This window comes from Meridianimarinicoccus zhengii, assembly GCF_003254465.1.
Taxonomy (GTDB): domain Bacteria; phylum Pseudomonadota; class Alphaproteobacteria; order Rhodobacterales; family Rhodobacteraceae; genus Meridianimarinicoccus; species Meridianimarinicoccus zhengii.
This window is the reverse complement of sequence record NZ_QDFI01000009.1, coordinates 33,341-52,459: the sequence shown is the minus strand read 5'-3', so window position 1 is coordinate 52,459 and position 19,119 is coordinate 33,341. Positions and strand designations below refer to the sequence as shown.

The 19,119-nt window shown below is 67.3% G+C and carries 20 protein-coding genes; 9 read left to right on the top strand and 11 right to left on the bottom strand.

Features of this window, described 5'->3' with window-relative positions; translation table 11 throughout:
• Positions 1-34 precede the first annotated feature (34 nt).
• On the top strand, positions 35-463 hold the full coding sequence (locus DDE13_RS04740; RefSeq protein ID WP_111402023.1) for a SufE family protein: 429 nt from the start codon (positions 35-37) through the stop codon (positions 461-463).
• Here DDE13_RS04740 and DDE13_RS04735 read toward each other — a convergent pair.
• The 5 genes from DDE13_RS04735 to DDE13_RS04720 form a co-directional block, all read right to left on the bottom strand.
• Positions 460-1,077, bottom strand: a complete 618-nt coding sequence (locus DDE13_RS04735; RefSeq protein ID WP_111401989.1) for a DUF1638 domain-containing protein — start codon at positions 1,075-1,077, stop codon at positions 460-462. The genes DDE13_RS04740 and DDE13_RS04735 overlap by 4 nt on opposite strands.
• Entirely contained in the window at positions 1,053-1,199 is a 147-nt protein-coding gene (locus DDE13_RS22770) for a hypothetical protein (RefSeq protein WP_162630858.1), read from the bottom strand. Before DDE13_RS22770 ends, DDE13_RS04735 begins: the two co-directional genes overlap by 25 nt.
• Before the next feature lie 52 nt (positions 1,200-1,251).
• Complete coding sequence (locus DDE13_RS04730; RefSeq protein ID WP_111401987.1) at positions 1,252-1,959, bottom strand: corrinoid protein; 708 nt, start codon at positions 1,957-1,959, stop codon at positions 1,252-1,254.
• Between the two features lie 101 nt (positions 1,960-2,060).
• Positions 2,061-3,080, bottom strand: a complete 1,020-nt coding sequence (bmt, locus tag DDE13_RS04725; protein WP_111401985.1) for a betaine--homocysteine S-methyltransferase — start codon at positions 3,078-3,080, stop codon at positions 2,061-2,063.
• A gap of 106 nt (positions 3,081-3,186) precedes the next feature.
• Positions 3,187-3,498 (bottom strand): DUF1476 domain-containing protein, encoded by a 312-nt coding sequence (locus DDE13_RS04720; RefSeq protein ID WP_111401983.1) that lies wholly within the window; start codon positions 3,496-3,498, stop codon positions 3,187-3,189.
• Positions 3,499-3,665: 167 nt separating this feature from the next.
• Between DDE13_RS04720 and purC the strand changes: the two genes are divergently transcribed.
• The 7 genes from purC to DDE13_RS04685 all read left to right on the top strand — a co-directional run bounded on the left by purC (position 3,666) and on the right by DDE13_RS04685 (position 13,062).
• The gene (gene purC / locus DDE13_RS04715) at positions 3,666-4,427 is read left to right on the top strand and encodes a phosphoribosylaminoimidazolesuccinocarboxamide synthase (protein ID WP_111401981.1); all 762 of its coding nucleotides are present in this window, start codon (positions 3,666-3,668) and stop codon (positions 4,425-4,427) included.
• A gap of 15 nt (positions 4,428-4,442) precedes the next feature.
• Positions 4,443-4,682 (top strand): phosphoribosylformylglycinamidine synthase subunit PurS, encoded by a 240-nt coding sequence (gene purS / locus DDE13_RS04710; RefSeq protein ID WP_111402022.1) that lies wholly within the window; start codon positions 4,443-4,445, stop codon positions 4,680-4,682.
• Entirely contained in the window at positions 4,682-5,350 is a 669-nt protein-coding gene (purQ, locus tag DDE13_RS04705; protein WP_111401979.1) for a phosphoribosylformylglycinamidine synthase subunit PurQ, read from the top strand. The genes purS and purQ overlap by 1 nt, the downstream gene beginning before the upstream one ends.
• Positions 5,351-5,408: 58 nt before the next feature.
• Positions 5,409-7,238: a sensor histidine kinase gene (locus DDE13_RS04700; RefSeq protein WP_235868588.1), complete on the top strand. Its 1,830-nt coding sequence runs from the start codon at positions 5,409-5,411 to the stop codon at positions 7,236-7,238.
• 48 nt (positions 7,239-7,286) lie between these two features.
• Entirely contained in the window at positions 7,287-8,612 is a 1,326-nt protein-coding gene (locus DDE13_RS04695) for a sigma-54-dependent transcriptional regulator (protein ID WP_111401977.1), read from the top strand.
• A 407-nt stretch (positions 8,613-9,019) separates the two neighbouring features.
• On the top strand, positions 9,020-12,187 hold the full coding sequence (locus DDE13_RS04690; RefSeq protein ID WP_111401976.1) for an Rne/Rng family ribonuclease: 3,168 nt from the start codon (positions 9,020-9,022) through the stop codon (positions 12,185-12,187).
• A 125-nt stretch (positions 12,188-12,312) separates the two neighbouring features.
• The gene (locus tag DDE13_RS04685) at positions 12,313-13,062 is read left to right on the top strand and encodes a cytochrome c biogenesis CcdA family protein (protein WP_111402020.1); all 750 of its coding nucleotides are present in this window, start codon (positions 12,313-12,315) and stop codon (positions 13,060-13,062) included.
• Here the strand turns inward: DDE13_RS04685 and DDE13_RS04680 are convergent.
• From DDE13_RS04680 to DDE13_RS04655, 6 genes are all read right to left on the bottom strand, one after another.
• A complete protein-coding gene (locus DDE13_RS04680) occupies positions 13,059-14,177 on the bottom strand; it encodes a hypothetical protein (RefSeq protein WP_111401974.1) in 1,119 nt (372 codons plus the stop codon). The genes DDE13_RS04685 and DDE13_RS04680 overlap by 4 nt on opposite strands.
• Positions 14,170-15,297: a hypothetical protein gene (locus DDE13_RS04675; RefSeq protein WP_111401972.1), complete on the bottom strand. Its 1,128-nt coding sequence runs from the start codon at positions 15,295-15,297 to the stop codon at positions 14,170-14,172. Before DDE13_RS04675 ends, DDE13_RS04680 begins: the two co-directional genes overlap by 8 nt.
• Positions 15,294-15,536: a ribbon-helix-helix domain-containing protein gene (locus DDE13_RS04670; protein ID WP_111401970.1), complete on the bottom strand. Its 243-nt coding sequence runs from the start codon at positions 15,534-15,536 to the stop codon at positions 15,294-15,296. The genes DDE13_RS04675 and DDE13_RS04670 overlap by 4 nt, the downstream gene beginning before the upstream one ends.
• On the bottom strand, positions 15,533-15,739 hold the full coding sequence (locus DDE13_RS04665) for a DUF4169 family protein (RefSeq protein WP_111401968.1): 207 nt from the start codon (positions 15,737-15,739) through the stop codon (positions 15,533-15,535). Before DDE13_RS04665 ends, DDE13_RS04670 begins: the two co-directional genes overlap by 4 nt.
• A 3-nt stretch (positions 15,740-15,742) precedes the next feature.
• Positions 15,743-17,137 (bottom strand): class II fumarate hydratase, encoded by a 1,395-nt coding sequence (gene fumC / locus DDE13_RS04660; RefSeq protein WP_111401966.1) that lies wholly within the window; start codon positions 17,135-17,137, stop codon positions 15,743-15,745.
• Between the two features lie 79 nt (positions 17,138-17,216).
• Positions 17,217-17,702 (bottom strand): SspB family protein, encoded by a 486-nt coding sequence (locus DDE13_RS04655; RefSeq protein WP_111401964.1) that lies wholly within the window; start codon positions 17,700-17,702, stop codon positions 17,217-17,219.
• A 168-nt stretch (positions 17,703-17,870) separates the two neighbouring features.
• On the opposite strand from DDE13_RS04655, the gene DDE13_RS04650 reads away from it, so the two are divergent.
• Positions 17,871-19,115, top strand: a complete 1,245-nt coding sequence (locus DDE13_RS04650; RefSeq protein ID WP_111401962.1) for a hypothetical protein — start codon at positions 17,871-17,873, stop codon at positions 19,113-19,115.
• Positions 19,116-19,119: the final 4 nt, after the last annotated feature.

The following is a 19,119-nucleotide window of genomic DNA, read 5'->3' as shown; positions in this document are numbered from 1 at the left end:
TTACCTGTGCGGCGAGCACGAGGAGACCGCCATCATGGCCACCGAAGCCTTCGAAGAGATCGCCGAGACCTTCGAATTCCTGGACGACTGGGAAGACCGCTACCGCCATGTGATCGACATGGGCAAGGCCATGCCGCCCATGGACGACGCGCTGCGCGTGCCCGCAACCAAGGTTGACGGCTGCGCGAGCCAGGTCTGGATCCGCCCCGCGATCGATGGCGCGGGGCCGGACGCGCGGTTCGATTTCGAGGGCGAGAGCGACGCGATGATCGTCCGCGGGCTGATCGCGGTGCTGCATGCGCTTTATGCCGGGTTGCCGGTGCGCGAGGTGCTGGGCGTGGATGCACAGGCCGAGTTGCGGCGCCTGGGCCTGCACGACCACCTGTCGGCGCAGCGGTCCAACGGGGTTCGCGCGATGATCGCGCGGATACAGGACCACGCGAAGGCGGCGGCGGAAGCCTAGGCGCGCGCGATCCAGTCGCCGAGTTCGCCGAAGCCGGTGAAGCGCCGCTCGAACCCGAGGCCGAGCCGGTCGGCCGCATCGGCGGCACGCGCGGTCAGGGCCGGGTCGTCCGTCTGGGCGAGGTAGACCAGCTTCGTGTAATGGCCGAAATACATGTCCCGCAGTCGCGGATGGCGGTCGAGCCCGAGCGGTTCCCAGACGAAGGCGTCGAACTGCCGCGCGAGGAAGTCGGTCAGGTAGAAGGCGTCGATCTCGTCGGCATGGTCGCGGAACGCCGCGGCGCCTTCGTAGAAGGCATAGCAATGGGGCGCGTCGATCATCGTCGCACCGAGGTCGTCGCAGAGAGCGGCCAGCCGCCCGCCTGTGCCGCAATCGGCGTAGGCGACGAACACCCGGTCGTGACCCGCGCGGCGCGCCGCGATGGTGTCGGCCACGGCGGACGGGATGCGTTCAGGACGGTTGTGCAGGATGGCGGGCAGGCAGACGAGCGTCAGGTGGTCCCACCCGTAGGCGCGTTGCAGCGCCGTGATCTCGCGTGCCAGCGCGCCGCAGGCCACCACGAGCACCCGCGCCGGCGGGGCCGAGTCCGTCAGGCGCCCTGCCGCACCAGCCACGCAAGCACCAGCGCCACGGGGGCGAGCGCGGCAAGGATTCCCGCAGCCTGCGCCAGCGCGATGGTCAGGGCTGCAGCGGCGATCGCGCCGCCGATCAGCCCGAGATAAACAGAGAAAGGCATGGTCGCACCTCCTGCATTCCACATGGTGCGGGCGCGCGCGGCGCGCAAGCGGTCAGGCCGTGGCCATCTGGTTGTGCTTGCGCGCCATGAAGGATTTCGCGGTTTCCACCGCGACGGCGGCATCGCGGCAATAGGCGTCGGCCCCGATGGCGCGGCCGAATTCCTCGTTCAGCGGCGCGCCGCCCACCAGCACGATATACTCGTCCCGGATACCCTGCGCGGCCATCGTGTCGATCACCACCTTCATGTAGGGCATCGTGGTCGTCAGCAGCGCGGACATTCCGAGGATGTCGGGCTTTTCGGTCTCCAGCGCCGCAAGGTATTTCTCGACCGCGTTGTTGATGCCGATATCGACGACCTCGAAGCCCGCGCCCTCCATCATCATCGACACGAGGTTCTTGCCGATGTCGTGGATGTCGCCCTTCACGGTGCCGATCACCATCTTGCCCACGCGCGGCGCGCCGGTTTCGGCGAGAAGCGGCTTGAGGATGGCCATGCCGCCCTTCATCGCGCCTGCGGCCAGTAAAACCTCGGGGACGAACAGGATGCCATCGCGGAAATCGCGGCCCACGATGGTCATGCCGCCCACCAGCGCCTTGGTCAGGATGTCGTAGGGCGCCCAGCCGCGGTCGAGCAGGATATGCACCGCTTCCTCGATCTCGGGCTTCAGCCCGTCGTAGAGATCATCGAACATCTGCTGGACCAGTTCGTCATCCGGCAGGTCGGCGAGGATCAGATCGTCTTCGGACTCGTCACTCATGGGATACTCCTGCCACGCCGGGTTTGCCTGTTCCCGCCTTTATGGAACAGGACCCGCGCCGGAGTATGCGGATTGCGACCCGTGAGCCTGCGCAAGCGACCTCAGCCGCGCGGCGAGCGGCCACGGCGGCGGGTGCGGGCAGGGGCGTCCGCACCGTCCAGCCCGTCGGAGGCCGACGAAAAGCCCCCGAGCGCCGCCGTGATATCGTCGAGACTGGGCCGCGGCCCCGGCGTGTGCGCGTCGAGTGCCGCGCGCATGGCGGCCAGATGTTCGGGCGTCGTGCCGCAGCAGCCGCCGATGATCCGTGCGCCGCAATCGGCGGCCAGCGTCGCGTAGCGGGCCATCAGGTCGGGCGTGCCGTCATAATGGATATGGCCGTCGACGTATTTGGGGATCCCGGCATTGCCCTTGGCGATCACGGGCCGGTCCGGTCCCTGCGCGGCAAAACCCAGAACGGTGCGCAGCAGGTCCGACGCGCCGACGCCGCAATTCGCCCCGAAAGCGAGCGGGGGGTGCGGCAGCCGGTCAACCATGGCGACCATGTCCGCGGCGGTCAGCCCCATCATCGTGCGCCCGGCGGTGTCGAAGCTCATTGTGCCGCACCAGGGCATGCCCGCCAACCGCGCGGCTTCGGCGGCGGCGCGGTATTCCTCGGCGGCCGAAATCGTCTCGACCCAAAGCACGTCGGCGCCGCCGGCCTTCAGGCCTTCCGCCTGTTCGTGGAAGATCTCGACGGCGCGCGCGTGCGAAAGGGTTCCCATCGGTTCCATGATGTCACCCGTCGGGCCCATGGACCCGGCCACGATCACGTCCCGTCCTGCCGTATCCGCGATCTCGCGCCCCAGTTCGGCAGCGACCCGCGACAGTTCGAACGCGCGATCGGCGGCATCGTGGAGGCGCAGGCGCGCGGCGTTCGAGCCGAAGCTGTTGGTCAGGAACAGATCGCTGCCAGCGTCAACCGCACCGCGATAGAGTGCGCGGATGCGGTCAGGGTGATCGACATTCCACAGTTCCGGCGCATCGCCCGACGACAGACCCATGTTGAACAGGGTCGTGCCGGTCGCGCCATCGGCCATGATGACAGGCGTCTCGGCCAGACGGCGGGACAGGTGATCGGTCATGGCAATCATTCCTCGCGCAACGCGTGGTCGCCCCGCAGGTGTGCAAGCCCGCAATGGGCCAGGCCGGGGCGCGGTCCGCGGCGGGCGCCGCGGCCCGCCGGTCGGGTCATTCCTCGGCCAGTTGCGCCTTGGCCACCGTCAGCATCTCGTCCATCTTGGCGCGCACCGTGATCTCGTCGGTCTTGTCGCCCAGATCCGCCATCAGCTTGCGCACCACGTCGTCATGGCCCGCTTCCTCGAAATCGGCTTTCACCACTTCCATGGCATAGGCCTGGGCGTCGTCGCCCGTCTTGCCCAGAAGTTCCGCCGCCCAGAGCCCGGTCAGCTTGTTGCGCCGCGCGATGGCCCGGAACTGCATGTCCTCGTCATGGGCGAACTTGTTTTCGAACGCATTCTCGCGGTCCTTGAAGCTGTTCATTGCCGTCCTCCTGTCGTTCTCGGCCCGATGGGTCGCAAGCGTTATGGGCGTTGTGCGCAGGGCGGGCAAGGGGCAAGCGCTGCGCGTTCTTGCGACACTTGTTCCGTTGCCGTATACGCGCCCAATCCAAGTGCGCTGCCCGCGCGCAACCCCAGATCGGAGACAGCATGGCACGCCGCAAGAAGCTTTACGAAGGCAAGGCCAAGATACTCTATGAAGGGCCGGAACCCGGTACGCTGGTGCAGTATTTCAAGGACGACGCCACCGCGTTCAACGCGCAGAAGCACGACGTGATCGAAGGCAAGGGCGTGCTGAACAACCGCCTGTCGGAATTCTTCATGACCGGGCTGAACGATATCGGCGTGCCCACCCATTTCATCCGCCGCATCAACATGCGCGAGCAACTGATCCGGCAGGTGGAGATCATCCCGCTCGAGGTGGTGGTTCGCAACCGCGCCGCGGGGTCCATGTGCAAGCGGCTCGGGCTGCCCGAGGGGCAGGCGCTGCCGCGGCCGATCGTGGAATTCTATTACAAGGACGACAAGCTGGGCGACCCGCTGGTGACGGAAGAACATATCGCCGCCTTCGGTTGGGCGAGCCAGCAGGACATGGACGACATGGTGTCGCTTGCGCTGCGGGTGAACGATTTCCTGTCGGGCGTGTTCATGGGCGTCGGCATCCGGCTGATCGACTTCAAGATCGAGATCGGGCGCATCTGGGACAACGATTTTCACCGGCTGATCGTCGCGGACGAGATCAGCCCGGACAGTTGCCGGTTGTGGGACGTGAAGACCGGCCAGAAGCTGGACAAGGACGTGTTCCGGCAGGACCTCGGCAACCTCGCCGATGCCTACACGGAGCTGGCGCGGCGGCTGGGTGTGCTGCCGAAGAACGCGCAGCCGATCACCCGGCCGACGCTGATCAACTGAAAGGGACCGATGACCATGAAGGCAGTGGTGCACGTGATGCTGAAACCCGGCGTGCTCGACCCGCAGGGCGAGGCGGTGCGCCATGCGCTTGGCGCGCTCGGCTTCGACGGCGTGAACGGTGTGCGGCAGGGCAAGGTGATCGAACTGGACCTGGCGGGGACCGATGCCGCGGCGGCGGAGGCCGAAGTGCGGCGGATGTGCGAGAAGCTGCTCGCCAATACCGTGATCGAAAGCTACCGGATCGAGATCGCCTGATGCGCGGCGCCGTCATCGTCTTTCCCGGGTCCAACTGCGACCGCGATCTTGCCGTGGCGTTTCGCGCGGCGGGGATAGACCCCGTCATGGTCTGGCACAAGGACACGTCGCTGCCCGCGGGCGTGGACGTGGTCGGCCTGCCCGGCGGCTTTTCCTATGGCGATTACCTGCGCTGCGGCGCCATCGCCGCGCGGTCGCCGATCTGTGTGGCGGTCGCCGATCACGCGCGCCGGGGTGGGGCCGTCATCGGCATCTGCAACGGCTTCCAGGTTCTGGTGGAGGCGGGGCTGCTGCCCGGGGCGCTGATGCGCAATGCCGGGCTGAAATTCATCTGCAAGCCCGCGCCCATGACCGTGGCCACCGCCGACAGCCCGTTCACCTCCGGCTACACCGTGGGGCAGGCGGTCACCTTCCCCATCGCCCATCACGACGGCAACTACACCGCGGATGCCGACACGCTGGCACGGCTCGACGGCGAGGATCGTGTGGCGTTCCGGTACATGGACAATCCCAACGGGTCGGCCGGGGACATCGCGGGCATCCTGTCCGAGAACCGGCGGGTTCTGGGCCTGATGCCTCATCCCGAGCGTGCCATCGACCCTGCGCAGGGCGGAACGGACGGGGCGGTTTTGTTCGCGGCGCTGGCCGGCGCGCTGGCCGACGCCTGATCGCGTCGCCGCCGCACCGGATGAGCGGGCTTTCGCCACCATCGGCAGGCACCTGCCGATGGGCACCGCCCGCGCCGCCGCGCCGCGTGACGTGATCGGAAATCTCTGGAATTCACCGGGCATCCGGGTCCATTCTGCTCCCATGGGCGCAACTCCGTCATCCGATACCCTGCCGGTCCGCACGCGACAGCGCCTTGCGCTGGTCGCGCTCGTGGTGGTGGCGCTGATCGTCATCACGATCACGGTGGTGGTGCTTGGCCAGCGCCGGGAAGCCACCCTGCGCAACCAGGCCGAATTGCGCCTGACGCTTTTCGCGGGCAACGTGATGAGCGAACTGCGCCGGTCCTCCATCGTGCCGCAGCTTCTGTCGCGCGACCCGGTACTGGCCAATGCACTGGAAACGCGGGATTTCAGCCAGACCTCGGCGCGTCTGATCGAGGCGCGGGATGAGATCGGCGTGACCCGGCTGATGTTGCTGGATCGGGACGGGCGCGCCGTCGCGTCGTCCGAGCGGGGCGATATCGGAACGGAACACCGCAACGCGCCCTACGTGGTGGAGGCGCTCCGGTCCGACTCGACGGTGTTTACCGTCGCCTTCGACGGCAGTGGGCGGCCACAATTCGTCTATTCGCGCAAGCTGACCCGGAACGGATCGCTGCTGGGCGTCATCACCGCCGAAGTCGATCTGTTCAAGTACGAACGCAGTTGGGACGGGATCAGCGAGGCGGTCATCGTCAAGGACAGCAATGATGTCGTGATCCTGAGCACCGAACCGCGCTGGCGCGGCAAGACCGAGGCGGAGGCGCTGGCCCAGGAGCCGCCGAAGAACGCGCTCGTCCGGGCCTTGCGCGCGCGCAGCGACACCTTTGACGCCAACAACAGCGTGCTCGACGGCCAGCAGGTCATGCGCAGCGAAACCCGCATCCCGTTCCAGGGATGGCGGATCGTCAGCTTCTCGACATTCACGCCGGTGCGCGAACGGGTGGCATCGGTCGTGGCGGTGCAGATCATGGTCTTCGCCATCCTCGCCGCGGGGCTGTTCTACCTGACCTCAAGGCAGGCAGAGCGGCGGTCGCTGCGGCTGCAACGGGAATCGGCGGAACTGCGCAAGCTGAACCTGCTCCTGCAGCGCGAAATCGCCGAGCGGCAGAAGGTGGAGCGCAATCTCGAAGTGGCCGAGCAGACCATCGCGCAATCGTCCAAGCTCGCCGCGTTGGGCGAGATGTCCGCGGCGGTCAGCCATGAACTCAACCAGCCGCTCGCGGCGATGAAGACCTATCTTGCGGGGGCGCGGCTGCTTGTCAGTCGCCAGCGCACGGACGAGGCGGTTGTCAGTTTCCAGCGCATCAACGACCTGATCGACCGGATGGCGGCGATCACGCGGCAGTTGAAATCCTATGCCTCCAAGAGCACCGACGCCATGGGCCGGGTTGACCTGCGCGCCGCCGTGGATGCATCGCTCGCCATGATGGAGCCGCAGTTCCGCCAGCGATCCATCGGCCTGACCGTAAGCCGCCCCGATACCCCCGTCGATGTGCTGGCCGAACGGTTCCGGCTGGAACAGGTGATCGTGAACCTGCTGCGCAACGCGGTCGATGCGACGCGGGGCCAGCCCGACCCGCAGATCGACATCATCCTCGTGGCCGGGGATCAGGTAACGCTGAGCGTGCTGGACAACGGGACCGGGATCGCCGATCTCGACGCGCTGTTCGAGCCGTTCTACACGACGAAAGATGCGGGCGACGGGCTGGGGCTGGGGCTGGCGATCTCGAGCAGCATCGTGGCCGATCTGGGCGGCCGGCTGATCGCGCGCAACCGTCCCGAGGGTGGCGCGGTGTTCGAAATGCATCTGCCCCGCTTCGGCGAGGACAGCATCGCGGCGCAATAGCCGCGCAGGCACAACGCGGCGCGACAGGCGCGCGGAGAGGATGAGGCCATGAAGGTAGCGATCGTCGATGACGAACTGGACATGCGGCAATCGATCAGCCAGTGGCTGGTCCTGTCGGGCTATGACACCGAGACCTTTTCAAACGCCCGCGATGCGCTGAAGGTCGTGGGGCCGGGCTATCCCGGCGTGGTCCTGTCCGACATCCGGATGCCGGATATCGACGGCATGACCTTTCTCAAGCGGCTGATGCACCATGACAGCGCGTTGCCCGTGGTGCTGATCACCGGCCATGGCGACGTGCCCATGGCGGTGGAGGCGATGCGGATCGGCGCCTATGACTTCCTTGAAAAGCCGTTCGATCCAGAGCAGATGACCGACATCGTCCAGCGCGCCTGCGCCGCGCGCAAGATTGCGCTGGAAAACCGGGCGCTGCGCAACGAACTTGCGTCGGGGGACGCGGCGGCGACGCGGCTGATCGGGGAAAGCCCCGCGATGGTGCGGCTGCGCGAGGACATCCTCGATCTCGCACAGGCCGACGCGCCGGTGCTGATCGACGGCGAGACGGGCACCGGAAAGACGCTGGTGGCGCGCGCGCTGCATGCGGTGGGGGCCCGCGCGTCGCGCCCGCTCGTGCAGGTGTTCTGCGGTCAGCTGGACGAGGCGGGACAGATCGCCGAACTGTTCGGTGCGGATGATGGCGACACGGGTACCGTGCCGGCGCTGGTCGCGGCCCGCAACGGCGTTCTGCTGCTGGAAGACGTGCAGGCGCTGATGCCCGCGGTGCAGGCGCGGCTTGTGGCATGGCTCGATGCGCCGCAGGGCGTGGATGGCCCGCGGATCGTGTCGATCTGCGGTTCGGATGGCGAAAGCTCCTGCGCGGACCTGCGGCCGGATCTGTATCACCGGCTCTCCGCGCTGCACCTGTCGCTGCCGCCCCTGCGCCAGCGCGGTGACGACATCCTGTTGCTGTTCAACGACTTCACCCGCAACTTCGCAGGCGAGTACGGGGCCGCGGCGCCGCAGCTCAGCCCGCACGAGGCCGCGCAGCTTCTGCAGGCGCCATGGCCGGGCAACGTGCGCCAGTTGATGAACGTGGCCGAGCGTGCCGTGATGCAAAGCCGTCGCGGGGCGGGGTCGCTGACATCGCTGCTGATTTCCGACAACGAAGCGGTGAGCCTGCCGATGACCCATGTCACGCAGGAAGGAAAGCCGCTCAAGGAGTATGTCGAGGCGTTCGAACGCATGCTGATCGACAACACGATGCGCCGCCACCAGGGGTCCATCGCCCGCGTGATGGAGGAACTTTGCCTGCCGCGGCGGACCCTGAACGAGAAGATGGCGAAATACGGGCTCGTGCGCAGCCACTATACCTGAGGTTGCGGGTCCATCTGAACGATCCGGTCCGGATTATGCGCGTTTTGCATTGTCATTTCGTCCTTTGCGGGTTTAATGGGGGTGTGGCAGCCTTGCTGTCCCAGGATTTCCCTGCCGCGTCCGTGACCGGTGCCAGCTGCACCCACCGAACGGCAGCCGAAAGACGCCCCGTTACGGGGCATGAACCGCCCGCGCCCAAAGCGCGGGACATTTATCGGCACGGTAACGTGCCAAGGACAGATCGCGATGGACCCTGACCGCCAAGGCACCGCAGCAGCATCGGCCCAAAGGCCGCTCTGCCCTGCGCGAACCAGCGTGCCAGCGGGCCACGCCGCAACGAGACACCGGCCGCCCTGCGCTGCGCGCAGAGAGCCGCCCGCGGGGCCGCCCCGGTGCAAAGAGACTTCATGGCCAAGAAAATGCTTATCGATGCCACCCACGCGGAAGAAACGCGGGTGGTCGTCGTCGATGGAAACAAGGTCGAGGAATTCGATTTCGAGTCCGAGAACAAGCGCCAGCTTGCGGGCAACATCTACCTTGCCAAGGTAACGCGGGTCGAGCCGTCGCTCCAGGCGGCATTCGTGGATTACGGCGGGAACCGCCACGGCTTCCTCGCCTTCAGCGAAATTCACCCGGACTACTACCAGATCCCGGTCGCGGACCGCGAGGCGCTGCTGGCCGAGGAACTGGCCTATGACCAGTCCCAGCAGGACGATGACGACCCTGCGGAACCGGCTGCGCCAGAGACCTCGGCCGATGCGCCCGCGAAGCCGCGGCGCACGCGCACGCGGCGGTCGCGCGGAAAGCGCGGCGCAGACGATGCGGGCGAGGGCACGCCGCCGGACGATGCATCCGCCGGGCCTGCCGAGGCTGGTGCGTCGGACATCCCCGCGCAGTCGATCCCCGGCATGGATGTCGTCGATCTTGGCGAGGCCGACGCGCCCGCAGAGGTCGAGGACATGAACAGTTCGGGCCTGCAGCGCGTGCCGAACGGCTCTGGTGCCGCCGCGGCGCCCGAGGTCGTTCCGTCGGCACCGGCGGGCGACACGGCGGACGCCGGCGGCGACGACGAAGCCGCGCCGCGGGACGCTGATGCGCCCGCCGACACCGCCCCGGCCACGGATGCCGACAGCCCCGAGACGGCTGGGGAAGCCGCCACGGACACGGACGCGGACGCGACCGAAGACGGCAGCGCCGCAGACACGAACACGGACGGTGATGACGACACGCCGCGCACGCCGCCCTCCACCATGGCCGCGCGCCATGACGGGACGGACGCGGTTCTGCATGAAGACGTGGATGCGGCGACCGCCGACACCGCCGCCCCTGCGGAAGACGACGAACGCCCGTCGCGCGACGATGCCGTGCAGGAGGTCGAGGACGACGCCGCCACCGACCGCGCCATCGAGTCCGTGGCCGACGACGACACCGCCGAGGACATCCGCCCGCCGCGCAAGCCGCGCCCGCGCCGCTACAAGATCCAGGAGGTCATCAAGGTCCGCCAGATCATGCTGGTGCAGGTGGTCAAGGAAGAACGCGGCAACAAGGGTGCGGCGCTCACGACCTACCTCTCGCTGGCCGGCCGCTATTGCGTGCTGATGCCCAACACGGCGCGCGGCGGCGGGATTTCCCGCAAGATCACCAACGTGCAGGATCGCAAGAAACTCAAGGAGATCGCGGCCGAGATAGACGTGCCGCGCGGGGCCGGTCTCATCATCCGCACGGCCGGTGCCAACCGCACCAAGGCCGAGATCCGGCGCGATTACGAATATCTGCAACGGCTGTGGGAACAGATCCGCGACCTGACGCTGAAATCCGTGGCTCCGGCGGCGATCTATGCCGAAGGGGACCTCATCAAGCGCACGATCCGCGACCTCTACAACCGCGACATCGACGAGGTGCTGGTGGAGGGCGAGGCGGGTTACCGCACCGCCAAGGACTTCATGCGCATGATCATGCCGAGCCACGCCAAGAACGTGAAGCTCTACAGCGAGGCGCAACCGCTGTTCGCGCGCTACCAGGTCGAAAGCTACCTGTCGGAGATGTTCAATCCGACCGTGCGGCTGAAATCGGGCGGCTACATCGTGATCGGCGTGACCGAGGCGCTGGTTGCCATCGACGTGAACTCGGGCAAGTCCACCAAGGAAGGCTCCATCGAGGAGACGGCGCTCAAGACCAACCTGGAGGCGGCGGAGGAAGTCGCGCGCCAGTGCCGCCTGCGGGATCTGGCCGGTCTGATCGTGATCGACTTCATCGACATGGACGAGCGGCGCAACAACGCCGCGGTCGAGAAGCGCCTGAAGGACAAGCTCAAGACCGACCGGGCGCGCATCCAGATGGGCCGGATCTCGGGCTTCGGCCTGCTGGAAATGTCGCGTCAGCGGCTGCGGCCCGGCATGGTGGAGGCGACGACCAAGCCATGCCCCCATTGCCATGGCACGGGGCTGGTGCGGTCTGACGACAACCTTGCGCTGTCGATCCTGCGTGAGCTGGAAGAAGAAGGCGTGCGCAACCGCTCGGGCGAGGTGCTGGTGAAGGCGCCCGTCGCCATCGCCAACTACCTCATCAACGAAAAGCGCGAACATATCGCCCGGATCGAGATGCGGTATGGCATGGCTGTCCGGGTGGAGGCCGATCCGACGCTCATCAGCCCGAACTTCACGGTCGAGAAATTCAAGACCGCGACGCGGGTGGTGCGGCAGGCGCATCCGGTGATTTCCATCGACATGTCCCAGATGCCTGACGACGATCTTCTGGACCGCGAGGCCGAAGAGGCGGAAGCGGCGGAACTGGCCGAGGCCGAGGCCGCGACCGAGGTGCAGGCACCCGCGCGCGACCGGGATGCCGAAAGCACCGGCAAGGACGACAGCGGCAGCGATGACGACGGCAAGCCCCGCAAGAAGCGGCGGCGGCGGCGGCGGCGGCGCGGTGGCGCGAATGGCGAAGGCGAGGCGTCCGAGAACTCCGGGCGGGACAGGAACGATGACGACGGCTATCCGGACGCAGATGATGTGCGCGACGGGCGTGACAGCACAGGGTCGGACGGGCACGCTCCTGAAACGGCGGTGACGGATGCACCCGCAGCCGCGGCGGAACACACCGAAGATGTGGCAGCGCCCGGCGCCACGGCAACGGTCGCGGACGACGCAAGTGTCGATGCCAAAGTGGCGGAACCTGTGGACGCCGCCGCGCCGGTCGCCGACGACGCGGCCGCCGGTGTGACGGCGGAAGCGCCCGACCATGTCGAAGTAACGGCGCCCGCCGAACAGGTGGAGGCGACCGACGACAGCGGCGCGGTGTCGCCCGCGGCCGAGGCCACGCCCGAGCCGATGGCGGAGGCAATCCCCGAACCCGTGGCGGAGACCACGCCCGACCCGGCGCCTGAATCTGCGCCTGAACCGGACGCGGCATCTGTGGCCGAAAAGGCGCAGGCAGGTTCATCCATGGCGGAAACGGTCCCGGCAGAGCAGCCTGAGCCCGAGCCCGACGCGGTAGCGCAGCCTGACGCGCCGGAGCCGGACCCCGCCGCCGACCAGAAGCCCCGCAAGCGCGGCTGGTGGTCGGTCGGACGCTGATCCAACGCTGGAAACCCGGTCTGCCGCAAGGCAGGCCGGGAAGCCCTACCGGGATGTCACGGTTGCCACGGTAATGTGACGCTCTGTGCCGTGACGCCACCGTCGCCATGGGCTACACCCTCACCATGTTCGGTATCGAAATCATCGACGCGGCGCTTGTGCCCGCCATGGTCGTGGCGCTTGCCGCGGGCATGTTGTCCTTTCTGTCGCCCTGCGTGCTGCCCATCGTGCCGCCCTATCTCGCCTATATGAGCGGGATCAGCGTCGGCGACATGCAGAGCGGGCAGAACCGCGCGCGGGCCATGCTGCCGGCCACATTCTTCGTGCTGGGTCTGAGCACGGTGTTCCTGTTCCTCGGCTTCACCGCGTCGGCCTTCGGCGCGTTCTTCCTGCAGAACCAGGTCCTGTTCTCCCGCATCGCGGGGGCCGTGGTGATCGTGTTCGGCCTGCACTTCCTCGGGGTGTTCCGCATCCCGATCCTTGATCGCGAGGCGCGGCTGGATGCGGGCGACAAGGGCGGCACGGCGCTGGGGGCCTATGTGCTGGGGCTCGCCTTCGCCTTCGGCTGGACCCCCTGCATCGGCCCGCAACTGGGCGCGATCCTGTCCATCGCGGCCACGGAGGCGTCCATCGCGCGGGGCACGCTGCTGCTGGGGGTCTATGCTCTGGGACTTGGCGTGCCCTTCCTGCTGGTCGCGGCCTTCATGACCCGGTCCATGGCCGTGATGAACCGGCTGAAGCGCCACATGAAGACCATCGAGCGCGTCATGGGCGGGCTCCTGCTGGTCGTCGGCATCATGCTGGTCACCGGGGCCTTCACCCGACTGTCATGGTGGCTGCTGGAACAGTTCCCGGCTCTGGCGGCCCTCGGCTAACGGTCGGGGAATTCGGCCTGCATCACCGCGGACAGGGCCGGGTCCTCGCGCAGATCGGGGGGCAGGTCGAAGCGCTTCGCCTTCCACCCGGTGGATGTGCCCTTGCAATGCACGAGCCGGATGTCGGATTGCCGGGTCGCGAGGTTCTGGAACACCTCGTCCACCCGGTGCACGGCCCAGCCGAACATCCGCCCGAACGCGCCACGCGGTGCCTGACACCATTTCTGATTGCAGCGGTCGTCGGGCTGGTCGCGAAACCGGTGCGCGCCGTGCCCCACGGGGCCTGTCGTGCCGGGCGCGGGATAGACCCAGCTTCCGGGGATCGTGATCATGCCCAGCGGATGGCGCGCCGCGGCGTCGAAGACGCTGCCGCCGCTAGCCGAGATACAGATCTCGTCGATATCCACGTTCAGTACTGCCCGTGCCCGGGCAAGCGGATCGCGCTTCGCGATGTTCAGCATGGCGGTCTGGAAGAAACGCGGGCTGACCTCCAGCCGTTTGCTGTGATCGGCGGGACCGTAAGGGTAGGGGGCCGAGAACACGCGGACCCTGCGAAGCCCCTCGACGCGCCCGAGCCGGTCCGCGATGTCCTGCGGGCCATAGGCATCCGAACCGTTGTCGAAGAGCGCCACCGCGTCGGCACCGTGCCGGCGGGCGTAGAACGCGGCCCAGTCCGCGATCCAGTCCAGCGCGTTGTTGCGGTTCACGGCGACCAGCGCATTGGTTCCGGCGAAGCCCGCGGTTTCGCTGCGCCGCGACGGGATCGGGTGGTCGTTGCCCTGCCAGTGCAGCGACAGCGCGGTCTCGGGGCCGGGGATTTCCACCTGCTCGCAGCGCAGCCATGTCCGCCGGCGCAACCGTCGCACCGGCCGCCCGCCAATCCGAAGCCCCGCCCGGAACGGCGCCCAGAGGTTCAGGAAGCGCGGCGCCGTGATCAGGTGCGCGCGCCGGTCCGGCAGCCAGGCGGCATCGTAGAACAAGGTCGTGCGGTCGTATCGCGCGAGATAGTGTTCGCTGCGCCGGTCGGCCGGGCGCACGTGGTCGCGCAGCACCGGGCTGCCCGCGGGCAGAACGAAGCCCTGTAGCGGTACGGTGCGGACGTCGGTGTCAATCATCGAAAACCCTGTCCATCATGTCCTGCAGCGCCCGGTCGTGTCGGAGCGCGGCCGCGACGGCGCTGTCCTTGCCCCGGAACCAGTTGAGATTGGCCGCGGCGCAATGCACAAGCCGGAAGTGGCGGCTTTCCGGCACCAGCCGGAAGGGCTCGCCGCCGACCTGGTGGACGAACCAACCCATGCGGCTGAGCAACCCGCCCGGACGCGCGGCCCATTTGCGGGTCGATATGCGGGGCGGTTCCGCCTGCCAGACATGCGCGCGCTGCGGCGCCGGGTCATCCGTGCCGGGGGCGGGAAAGGCGAAAGTGCCTCCGATATTCAGCGTCCCGTGCCATGCGCGTTGAGCCGCGTCGAACAGCGATGCGCCGGGCGGTCCCTGCACCAGCTCGTCCACATCGGCATTGAGCACGGCGCGCGCCTGCGCCAGCGGGCCGACGCGTGCCATGTTCAGCATCGCGGACTTCAGGAAGTTCGGCTTGATCCGAGCATGCTGGCCCGCGATGAGCGGACCGTAGGCGCGGGGTGCCGTCAGAATCGCGGCACGGCGCAGCCCGGAGACCGCGGCGATGGTGTCTGCCAGCCGTTCCGGGGCATAGGCCGTCGATCCGTTGTCGATGAACAGCACGCCGTCGGCGCTATGGGCGCGCACGTAGAAGCGAAGCCAGTCGGCAATCCAGTCGAGCGGGTTGTCCCGGCTCATGGTGACGATGGCGTTCGTGCCGCGAAACGGCGTCGGGTCGATGCGGCGTGGCCTTGCGGACAGGACGCGCCCATCCGGCAAAGCCACGCTGACCGGGTCGCCGCGCGCAGGCAGGGTAAGGATTTCGCACTTCGGAAAGACCCGTCGGCGCAGGCCCCGCGCGGGCCTGTCCCCGATCCGCAGACCGTCGCGCAGCAGCGGCCAGAGGTTCAGCAGGCGCGGCGCCACAAGCGTGATCCTGTCCCGTGCGGCGTCGTGCTGCACATCGTAAACCAGTGTCCTGCGGTCGTATTTGGCAAGATAGTCCGGGGTGCGATGGGGCGGGTCCACCACGTGATCCCGCAGGATCGGGCTGTCCGCGGGCAATTCCATCCCGGCCAGCGGTTCCACCGTCACGCGGGGCGTGGAGCAGGGCGTCACGGCTCCGGTCCGCGCTCTGCGGCCTGTCGGAAGTGGTTCAGCACGAAGACCCGGATCGCCGAGGCGAGCCCGCAGTCGAGCCCCCGTTTCGCGTCGATCTCGGCGGCGAGTGCGTTCACTGCCTTGTCTTGCGCGGCGGCGATGTCGCGAAAGGCAATCCAGAACGCGTCTTCCAGCGATACGCTGGTCTGGTGCCCGCGCAGGGTGAGCGACCGTTTGCGGGGGCGCGATCCGGTCACGTCTCCGTCGCCCCGTCGTCACCGCGATCATTGCGGCGATGCGCATCCAGCCGGTTCCGCAGCAGGCTGCGCTGCGCGTCATCCTGCGCGCGCTCTGCCTTGGTCCGGCCAAACTTCACAGCGTTTTCATCGGCCTGCCTGGCCTTCTTCAACCGCGCGCGGGCCTTGCGCGCACGGTTCAGGTTGATCGGCGCATCGGCCAAGGGTCAGTCCTTCGGCCCGATCATCTGTTCCGGCAGCACCACCGCATCGAAAGTCGCTGCATCCACGAAGCCAAGCGCGATGGCTTCTTCGCGCAGGGTCGTGCCGTTCTTGTGCGCGGTCTTGGCGACCTTGGTGGCGTTGTCATAGCCGATGGTCGGGGCCAGCGCCGTCACAAGCATCAGCGACTCGCGCATCAGCTTTTCGATCCGCACCGTGTCGGCCTTCAGCCCCACCATCAGGTTGTCGGTGAAGGCCGAGGCCGCATCGCCCAGAAGCTGCATGGATTGCAGCACGTTATAGGCCATCATGGGCTTGTAGACGTTCAGTTCGAAATGCCCCTGCGAGCCTGCGAAGCCCACCGCCGCGTCGTTGCCCATCACATGGGCGCAGACCTGCGTCAGCGCCTCGCACTGGGTCGGGTTGACCTTGCCCGGCATGATCGAGCTGCCTGGTTCGTTCTCCGGCAGGATCAGCTCGCCCAGACCGCAGCGCGGGCCGGACCCCAGCAGGCGAATGTCATTGGCGATCTTGAACAGGGACGCGGCCACCGTCTTGAGCGACCCCGACAATTCCACCATCGCGTCGTGAGCGGCCAGTGCTTCGAACTTGTTCGGCGCGGTCACGAAGGGCAGGCCGGTGATGCGCGCCATGTTGGCCGCGACCATCTCGCCCCAGCCCTTCTTGGTGTTCAGCCCCGTGCCGACCGCCGTGCCGCCCTGCGCCAGTTCGTGGATATGGCACAGCGACGACCTAACGCGCGCAATTCCCATCGCCACCTGATGCGCGTAGCCGGAGAATTCCTGTGCGAGCGTCAGGGGCGTCGCATCCTGCGTATGCGTGCGGCCGATCTTGATGATGCCGTCGAACTCGGCGACCTTGGTTTCCAGCGCCGCGTGCAGCTTTTCCAGTCCCGGCAGCAGCACGTCGCGGGCCATCATCGCCGTGGCGATGTGCATGGCCGTCGGAAAGGTGTCGTTGGACGACTGGCCCATGTTGCAATGATCGTTCGGGTGGACCGGATCCTTGGATCCGATCGTGCCGCCGAGAATCTCGATGGCGCGGTTCGCGATGACCTCGTTGGCATTCATGTTGCTTTGCGTGCCCGACCCGGTCTGCCACACGACAAGCGGGAAATTGTCGTCGAACTTGCCCGCCACGACCTCGGACGCGGCCTGCACGATGGCCTTGCCGCGCATGTCGTCCAGCGCGCCGAGCGTCATGTTCGCCTCGGCGCAGGCCTGCTTGATGACGCCGAGCGCTCGCACGATGGCCACGGGCTGCTTTTCCCAGCCGATGGGAAAGTTCATGATGCTCCGCTGGGTCTGCGCACCCCAATACTTGTCGGCGGGTACTTCAAGGGGGCCGAAACTGTCGGATTCGGTGCGGGTCGCGGTCATCTGCGCTGTCCTCTCGGCGTAGTGTCTGGCGGCTGTTTAGGCGCGCCCGCGCCAGCGCGCAATGCCGTGAGCGCCAACGCTACTTGCGGAACTTGTCGAGGCTGACGATCTCAGCGTCCTTGCGCGGGCCATCGTCGTCGCCTGGGGGCACGTCCTCGGCCATAGGGGCGCCAACGCCCGCGTCGTCGTCCGCGTCATCGTCATCGTCATGGGCGTGGGTTTCGAAACGCAGTCCGAATTCCACCGACGGATCGACGAATGTTCGGATCGCGTCATAGGGGATGAACATCGGTTCCGGGCGGTCGCCGAAATTCAGCGTGATCGCGAACCCGTCATCCGTCACAGTCAGGTTGTCGTACCAGTGCTGGATGACGATGGTCATGTCCTCGGGATAGCGGTCCGAAAGCCAGTCGGCGATCTGCACGTCCGGGTGCAGCGTGTCGAAAGTGATGAAGAAATGATGGTCGCCGGGAAGCCCATCCCGCGCGACACCGGCCAGCACGTTCTGGATCAGCGACCGCATCGCCCGGTGCATCAGGTTGCCGTAATCGATACTGCGTGACATGGACGACCCTTTCTTTCGATCAGGTCTAACGGAAGGCGCGCGGGAATGGAAAGGGGCTTCGCGGCTTTTCGCCCGGCGCCGCGTTCCGCCGACGCCCTGCGCAATTGACGCAGGCGGGCGGTCCGGTCAATGCTTGACGCAATAATCAATAATGGGAGGAAACCTGTGATGAAACGGCTCACCCTGACGGCGGTGGCGTGTCTTGTGGCGACCACGGTGCACGCCGCACCCGTGTCGGTCCTGTTCGTCGGGAACAGTTACACCTTCGGGCACCACGACCCGGCGCTGAGTTACTACACGGAAAACGTGCGCGACCTGACCGCGCCGGTGCCGGGTACCTCCTTCGAGAACACGACCGGCGCGCGCCCCTACCAGCCCCATCCGTGGGGCGGTGTGGCGGGCATCTTCAAGCACCTGACGGACCAGGCAGGGCTGGATTACGACGTTGCCCTGTCCACGCGCAACGCGGCGAGTCTGCGCGGGCATTTCCTGAATACAAACCCCGCCGACTGGGACATGCGCGGCAACCTGGCGCTGCAGACCTGGGACAAGGTCGTGCTGCAGGAACAAAGCGCCGAACCGCTGACCCGCCAGACCAATGCGGCGGGGGAGGAACTGGATTCGAATCCCGAGTATTTCCGGTTCTACGCCGACAAGATGCGCGAATTCGTGCAATCGACGGATCCGGTCGGGCCGGTGCGCGACCGCGATGCCTTTCCCGGCGCGACCGATGATGAACGGCAGGCCGCCTGCGAAGCGGCAGGGATCGCGAGGGGCACCTGTTCGCGGATCCGCGGCACCTTTGCCAATCCCAGCGGTGATCCGGATACGGAGGTCTATCTCTACCAGACCTGGGCGCGGCAGAACCTGATCGACGGGGCGTTCGTGACCGACACAGACCCGGATACGGGGGTCGTGACCCGCGGGTCAGAGCTGTCCACCGGAACGTTCTTCGCCACGCTGGAAGAGATGACCGACGACCTGGCCGCCAGCTACGACGCAGCGGCGGGGCCGGGTTTCGCCGGGGTCGCGCCAGTGGGTGAGGCATTCATGCGCGCGGTGCAGTCCGGCATCGCGACCCGCAGCATGTGGGCGGACGATGCGCTGACCGACGGTCTGATCGATCTTTGGTACGACGACGGCACCCATGCCAGCAAGCACGGGTCCTATCTCAGCGCGCTGGTGCTTTACGGCACGCTGACCGGCCTCGACCCGATCGATTTCGGGCGCGACGAGGGCGCGGCGAAGGCGCTTGGTATCGATCCGGACAGCGCGGTCCTGCTGCAGCGCACCGCGAGCGCGCAACTGGCCATAACCGCCCCGGTGCCGCTGCCCGCGGCCGGGCCGCTGGCACTGGCGGGACTGGTGCTCCTGCGCCTTGCCGCGCGGCGGCGCCGGCAGGCGACGGCCTGATCGG

Excerpts from the sequence above, each read along its gene's own strand:
- DDE13_RS04740 (WP_111402023.1), top strand. The coding sequence starts at position 35 with ATGGCCACCGAAGCCTTCGAAGAGATCGCCGAGACCTTCGAATTCCTG.
- DDE13_RS22770 (WP_162630858.1), bottom strand. The coding sequence starts at position 1,199 with ATGCCTTTCTCTGTTTATCTCGGGCTGATCGGCGGCGCGATCGCCGCT.
- DDE13_RS04730 (WP_111401987.1), bottom strand. The coding sequence starts at position 1,959 with ATGAGTGACGAGTCCGAAGACGATCTGATCCTCGCCGACCTGCCGGAT.
- bmt (WP_111401985.1), bottom strand. The coding sequence starts at position 3,080 with ATGACCGATCACCTGTCCCGCCGTCTGGCCGAGACGCCTGTCATCATG.
- DDE13_RS04720 (WP_111401983.1), bottom strand. The coding sequence starts at position 3,498 with ATGAACAGCTTCAAGGACCGCGAGAATGCGTTCGAAAACAAGTTCGCC.
- purC (WP_111401981.1), top strand. The coding sequence starts at position 3,666 with ATGGCACGCCGCAAGAAGCTTTACGAAGGCAAGGCCAAGATACTCTAT.
- purS (WP_111402022.1), top strand. The coding sequence starts at position 4,443 with ATGAAGGCAGTGGTGCACGTGATGCTGAAACCCGGCGTGCTCGACCCG.
- purQ (WP_111401979.1), top strand. The coding sequence starts at position 4,682 with ATGCGCGGCGCCGTCATCGTCTTTCCCGGGTCCAACTGCGACCGCGAT.
- DDE13_RS04700 (WP_235868588.1), top strand. The coding sequence starts at position 5,409 with ATGGGCACCGCCCGCGCCGCCGCGCCGCGTGACGTGATCGGAAATCTC.
- DDE13_RS04695 (WP_111401977.1), top strand. The coding sequence starts at position 7,287 with ATGAAGGTAGCGATCGTCGATGACGAACTGGACATGCGGCAATCGATC.
- DDE13_RS04690 (WP_111401976.1), top strand. The coding sequence starts at position 9,020 with ATGGCCAAGAAAATGCTTATCGATGCCACCCACGCGGAAGAAACGCGG.
- DDE13_RS04685 (WP_111402020.1), top strand. The coding sequence starts at position 12,313 with ATGTTCGGTATCGAAATCATCGACGCGGCGCTTGTGCCCGCCATGGTC.
- DDE13_RS04680 (WP_111401974.1), bottom strand. The coding sequence starts at position 14,177 with ATGATTGACACCGACGTCCGCACCGTACCGCTACAGGGCTTCGTTCTG.
- fumC (WP_111401966.1), bottom strand. The coding sequence starts at position 17,137 with ATGACCGCGACCCGCACCGAATCCGACAGTTTCGGCCCCCTTGAAGTA.
- DDE13_RS04655 (WP_111401964.1), bottom strand. The coding sequence starts at position 17,702 with ATGTCACGCAGTATCGATTACGGCAACCTGATGCACCGGGCGATGCGG.
- DDE13_RS04650 (WP_111401962.1), top strand. The coding sequence starts at position 17,871 with ATGAAACGGCTCACCCTGACGGCGGTGGCGTGTCTTGTGGCGACCACG.